The organism is Saccharomonospora saliphila YIM 90502, from assembly GCF_000383795.1.
In the GTDB taxonomy this organism is placed as follows: domain Bacteria; phylum Actinomycetota; class Actinomycetes; order Mycobacteriales; family Pseudonocardiaceae; genus Saccharomonospora; species Saccharomonospora saliphila.
Map to the genome: position 1 here is coordinate 1 of NZ_KB912658.1, position 4,367 is coordinate 4,367.

Here is a 4,367-nt window from a genome sequence, read left to right on the forward strand (position 1 = left end):
GCCAGCGGGGCCGCGCCGAGCCGGTCGGCCCCGGCACGGTCGGCGAGCAGCACGGCGGAGGCGCCGTCGTTGAGCGGCGACGAGTTGCCCGCCGTCACCGTCCCCTCGGCGTCGAACGCGGGTTTCAGGGTCGCGAGCTTGTCCAGCGACGAACCCGGGCGGATGCCCTCGTCCCGCGTCAGGTCGGTCCCGTCGACGGGTACCACGTGGTCGTCGTAGAACCCCTCGTCCCACGCCCGCGCGGCACGCTGGTGGCTGGTCAGGGCGAAGCGGTCCTGCTGCTCGCGGTCGATGCCGTAGCGGCGGGCGAGCCGCTCGGTGCTCTGCCCGAGCGAGATCGTCCACTGCTCGGGCATGTCCGGGTTGACCATGCGCCAGCCCAGAGTGGACGAGTACAGCGTCTCGTGCCCCGCGGGGAAACCCTTACCGGGCTTGGGCAGCACCCACGGGGCGCGGCTCATCGACTCCACACCGCCCGCGACGACCACCGAGGCGTCGCCGACGGCGATCTGCCTGCTGGCCTGCATCACGGCGTCCAGACCGGAGCCGCACAACCGGTTGACCGTGGCACCCGGCACGCTCGTCGGCCACCCGGCGAGCAGCGCGGCCATGCGGGCCACGTTGCGATTGTCCTCGCCCGCGCCGTTGGCGTCGCCGAGCACGACCTCGTCGACACCGGCCGGGTCGAGATCGCCCCGCTTGGCCAGCGCGCGCAGCACGTGCGCGGCCAGGTCGTCCGGCCGTACCCCGGACAGCGCGCCACCGTACCGGCCGAAGGGCGTGCGGACCGCGTCGAGAACGAAGACGTCGGACGTCACGAAGAGGCCTCCTTGAGAGTGCGCAGGGTGGACAGCTCCACATCGGTGGGCGCGTCGGTGGTGGTCAGCTCCGGAGAGACCGTCAGCTCCCAGCCGGTGGCCTCGCGCACCCGCGCGACGTCCACACCCGGGTGGACCTGGGTGAGCACGAGTTCGCGGGTGTCGGGATCGGGGCGGAACACGCCGAGGTCGGTGATCACCAGCGTGGGGCCCGCGCCGCGCAGCCCCAGCCGTTCGCGGTCGCCCGGACCGCGCCCGTGCCCGACCGAGGTCACGAAGTCCACCCGCTCGACGAAGCTGCGCCTGCTCTGCCGCACCACCACGAACACCTCGCGGCAGGACGCGGCGATCTCCGGGGCGCCGCCCGCGCCGGGCAGCCGCACCGCGGGGTCGGCGTAGTCCTCGCCGATGACCGTGGTGTTGATGTTGCCGAAGCGGTCGAGCTGGGCCGCGCCGAGGAATCCGACGTCGATGCGCCCCGGCTGGAGCCAGTAGTTGAACACCTCGGGCACGCCGATCACCGCATCGGCGGTTTCGGCGAGGACGCCGTCGCCGATCGACGAGGGCAGCACGTCCGGCTTGGAGCCCAGCGTGCCCGATTCGTAGATCAGCACGAGGTCGGGGGCGTGGGTGCGGCGTGCCACGTTCGCGGCGGTGGAGGGCAGGCCGATGCCCACGAAGCACCGTGTGCCGTCCTTCAGCGCCCGCGCCGCGGCGATCGACATCATCTCGTCGGAGGTGTACTCCGGCTCCGACGCGCCGGTCTGCCGTCGTTGATCCGTCGCGGTCACCGTGCGTTCACCTCCCTGCCGAGCACCTTCTCGCGGACCCACGCCTCGAACGAGTCCCTCTTCCGCCCAATGGAATCCCATTCCTTGTAGTAGGCGTTGTCGCGGTCGTAGTAGCCCTGCGCGTACGACGGGTGGGCACCGCGCGGCACCTCGGCGACCCGGGTGACCGCCCAGTGCGGCAGCATCAGCTGCCCGGGCACCGGCTCGAGCTCGTCGACGACCTCCTCGACGGTGACCAGGCTCCGCCGCGCCGCGAGCACGGCCTCCTTCTGCACTCCGACCAGACCCCAGATCTGCACGTTGCCCTTCCGGTCGGCGCGCTGGGCGTGAATGATCGAGGTGTCCGGGTTCAGCGCGGGCACGGCCGCGAGCCGCTCACCGGTGAACGGGCAGGTGATCTGTTTGATCGTGTCCGTGTGCTCGGGCAGATCGGTGCCGCTGTAGCCGCGCAGCACACCGAAGGGGAGCCCGGAGGCTCCGGCGACGTAGCGGTTGGCCATGCCCGCGTGACTGTGCTCCTCGATCTCCAGCGGGACGGGCCAGCCGTTCTGCACGGCGTCGCGGAAACGGTGCAGGGAACCGACGCCGGGGTTGCCGCCCCAGGAGAACACCAGCTTGCGCGCGCACCCCGCGCCGATGAGCTGGTCGTAGACGATGTCCGGGGTCATCCGCACCAGCGTGAGGTCCCTGCGGCCCTGCCGGATGATTTCCTGGCCGGCCGCGTGCGGGATGAGGTGCGTGAACCCTTCGAGCGCCACCGTGTCGCCGTCGTGCACGAGCTCGCGCACCGCGTCGGCGAGCGGAACGATCTCTGCCACCCTGCGCCCCTTCGTTCGCATCCCGTGCGCGCCATACTGTACGCATGACGCACATGCGTTCTACATATGAACATAGCAGGGCCGTCAACCGTGGTCTGCCGTGACCGGTTCCGGCACGGCACCGGACACGCCGAAGGAGTCCGTCACCGCGGTGACGGGCGCTAGGGTGGGGTCGGCGATGGATCATCGAGCAGCGGAGCGGTGCATGGCGGGTGGACCAGGCCGGGTCGTGGTGACCAGGCGCATCCCGGACGCGGCGGTGGACGTGCTGCGCGAGGTGGCCGACGTGTGGTGGCCGGAACCGGACCGGCAGCTCACCGTCGGCGAACTCCACGCCGCGCTCGACGGAGCCGACGGCGCGGTGGTGACCCTGCGGGACCCGGTCGACGAGGCGTTCGCCGACGCGGCGGGCGAGCGGCTCAGGGTCGTGGCCACGGTCGCCGTGGGCTACGACAACATCGACGTCCCCGCGCTGACGGGCCGGGGCGTGACCGTCGCGCACACACCCGGGGTCCTCACCGAGGCCACCGCCGACCTCACGTTCGGGCTGCTGCTGTCGGTGACCCGCAGGCTCGGCGAGGGCGAACGGCTGCTGCGCTCGCGCACGCCGTGGGAGTTCCACCTCGGATTCATGCTGGGGACCGGATTGCAGGGCAAGACGCTCGGCATCGTCGGGCTCGGCCAGATCGGGCGAGCCGTGGCGCGCCGCGCGCGGGCGTTCGGCATGGAGATCGTCTACACCGGACGCCGCCGCGCGCCCGCGGACGTGGAGGCGGAGTTGGACGCCCGCCCGCTGTCCCTGGACGGTCTACTGGCCACGTCGGACGTCGTGTCGCTGCACTGCCCTCTGACCGCGGAAACCCGCCACCTGATCGACGCCGACGCGCTCGCCGCGATGAAGCCCACGGCGTTCCTGCTCAACACCACGCGGGGGCCGGTCGTGGACGAGGGCGCGCTCGCCAGGGCACTCGCCGACGGCACGATCGCGGGAGCGGGGCTGGACGTGTTCGAACGCGAACCCGAGGTGCACCCCGGACTGCTGGAGCGGGACAACGTCGCACTGGCCCCGCACCTGGGCTCGGCCACCGTCGAGACCCGCACCGCGATGGCCACCCTGGCCGCGCGCAACGTCGCCGCCGTCCTGCGGGGGACGACCCCGCCGACCCCGGTCCGGAAGTAGGTGGTGGGCGTGCGCGTGGTCGTCGCTCCGGACTCCTTCAAGGGCAGTATCTCCGCCGTCGACGCGGCGCGGGCCATCGGCGCCGGTGTCACCGACGCCGTGGCCGAGGCGGACGTGCGGCTGTGCCCGGTCGCCGACGGCGGAGAGGGCACGCTCGACGTCGTCCGCGCGGCGGGCGGAGAGCGCGTGGAGCTGACGGTGGCCGGACCGCTCTCCGAACCGGTTCCCGCGTGGTACGCGGTGCTCGACGACTGGGCCTACGTCGAGTCGGCCCGGGCGTGCGGACTGGAGTACGTCACCCCGGACCCGCGTACGGCGCTGACGGCGCACACGCGCGGCGTGGGCGAGCTGATCGCGCACGCGCTCGATTACGGCGTAAGGGGGATCGTGCTCACCGTCGGCGGCACCGCCACCACCGACGGCGGCGCCGGGATGCTGCTCGCGCTCGGCGCGCGGCTGCGCGACGCCTCGGGCGCACCGGTCGGCACGGGTGCCGACGAGCTCGCATCTGTGACCACAGTGGACCTTTCTGCCGTCCACGAACGACTCGGTGGGGTTCCCGTGCGCGTCGCCACCGACGTCACCAACCCGCTACTCGGCCCGCGCGGCGCGGCGTCCGTCTTCGGACCGCAGAAGGGCGCGGGCCCGGCGGAGGTCGCGCGACTGGAAACGGCGCTCACGGCGCTGTCGCACGCGTTACGCCGGTCCGGTGCCCACGATCCGGCCGACGACGTCGGCGCCGGGGCGGGCGGCGGTCTCG

Annotated in this window: 5 protein-coding genes; 2 read left to right on the top strand and 3 right to left on the bottom strand. The window is 72.7% G+C overall.

From position 1 onward, the window contains the following. The 3 genes from SACSA_RS0110155 to SACSA_RS0110165 all read right to left on the bottom strand — a co-directional run. Nucleotides 1-818, bottom strand: an 818-nt coding sequence (locus tag SACSA_RS0110155; RefSeq protein ID WP_019815580.1) for a thiolase family protein, incomplete at its 3' end; no start/stop codon positions are given. Next, nucleotides 815-1,546, bottom strand: coding sequence for a CoA-transferase subunit beta (locus SACSA_RS0110160; RefSeq protein WP_048876639.1), 732 nt, complete (start codon nt 1,544-1,546; stop codon nt 815-817). The genes SACSA_RS0110155 and SACSA_RS0110160, both read right to left, overlap by 4 nt. Before the next feature lie 59 nt (nt 1,547-1,605). Then, nucleotides 1,606-2,427, bottom strand: a complete 822-nt coding sequence (locus SACSA_RS0110165; RefSeq protein WP_019815582.1) for a CoA transferase subunit A — start codon at nt 2,425-2,427, stop codon at nt 1,606-1,608. 205 nt (nt 2,428-2,632) lie between these two features. Here SACSA_RS0110165 and SACSA_RS0110170 point away from each other — a divergent pair, with 205 nt between their 5' ends. Continuing rightward, the gene (locus SACSA_RS0110170) at nt 2,633-3,607 is read left to right on the top strand and encodes a 2-hydroxyacid dehydrogenase (RefSeq protein ID WP_048876638.1); all 975 of its coding nucleotides are present in this window, start codon (nt 2,633-2,635) and stop codon (nt 3,605-3,607) included. 9 nt (nt 3,608-3,616) lie between these two features. Further along, a partial coding sequence (locus SACSA_RS22365; RefSeq protein ID WP_048876640.1) for a glycerate kinase occupies nt 3,617-4,367 on the top strand: 751 nt, incomplete at its 3' end.

Coding starts and splice junctions, on each gene's coding strand:
- SACSA_RS0110170 (WP_048876638.1), top strand. CDS start 2,633: ATGGCGGGTGGACCAGGCCGGGTCGTGGTGACCAGGCGCATCCCGGAC.
- SACSA_RS0110160 (WP_048876639.1), bottom strand. CDS start 1,546: ATGATGTCGATCGCCGCGGCGCGGGCGCTGAAGGACGGCACACGGTGC.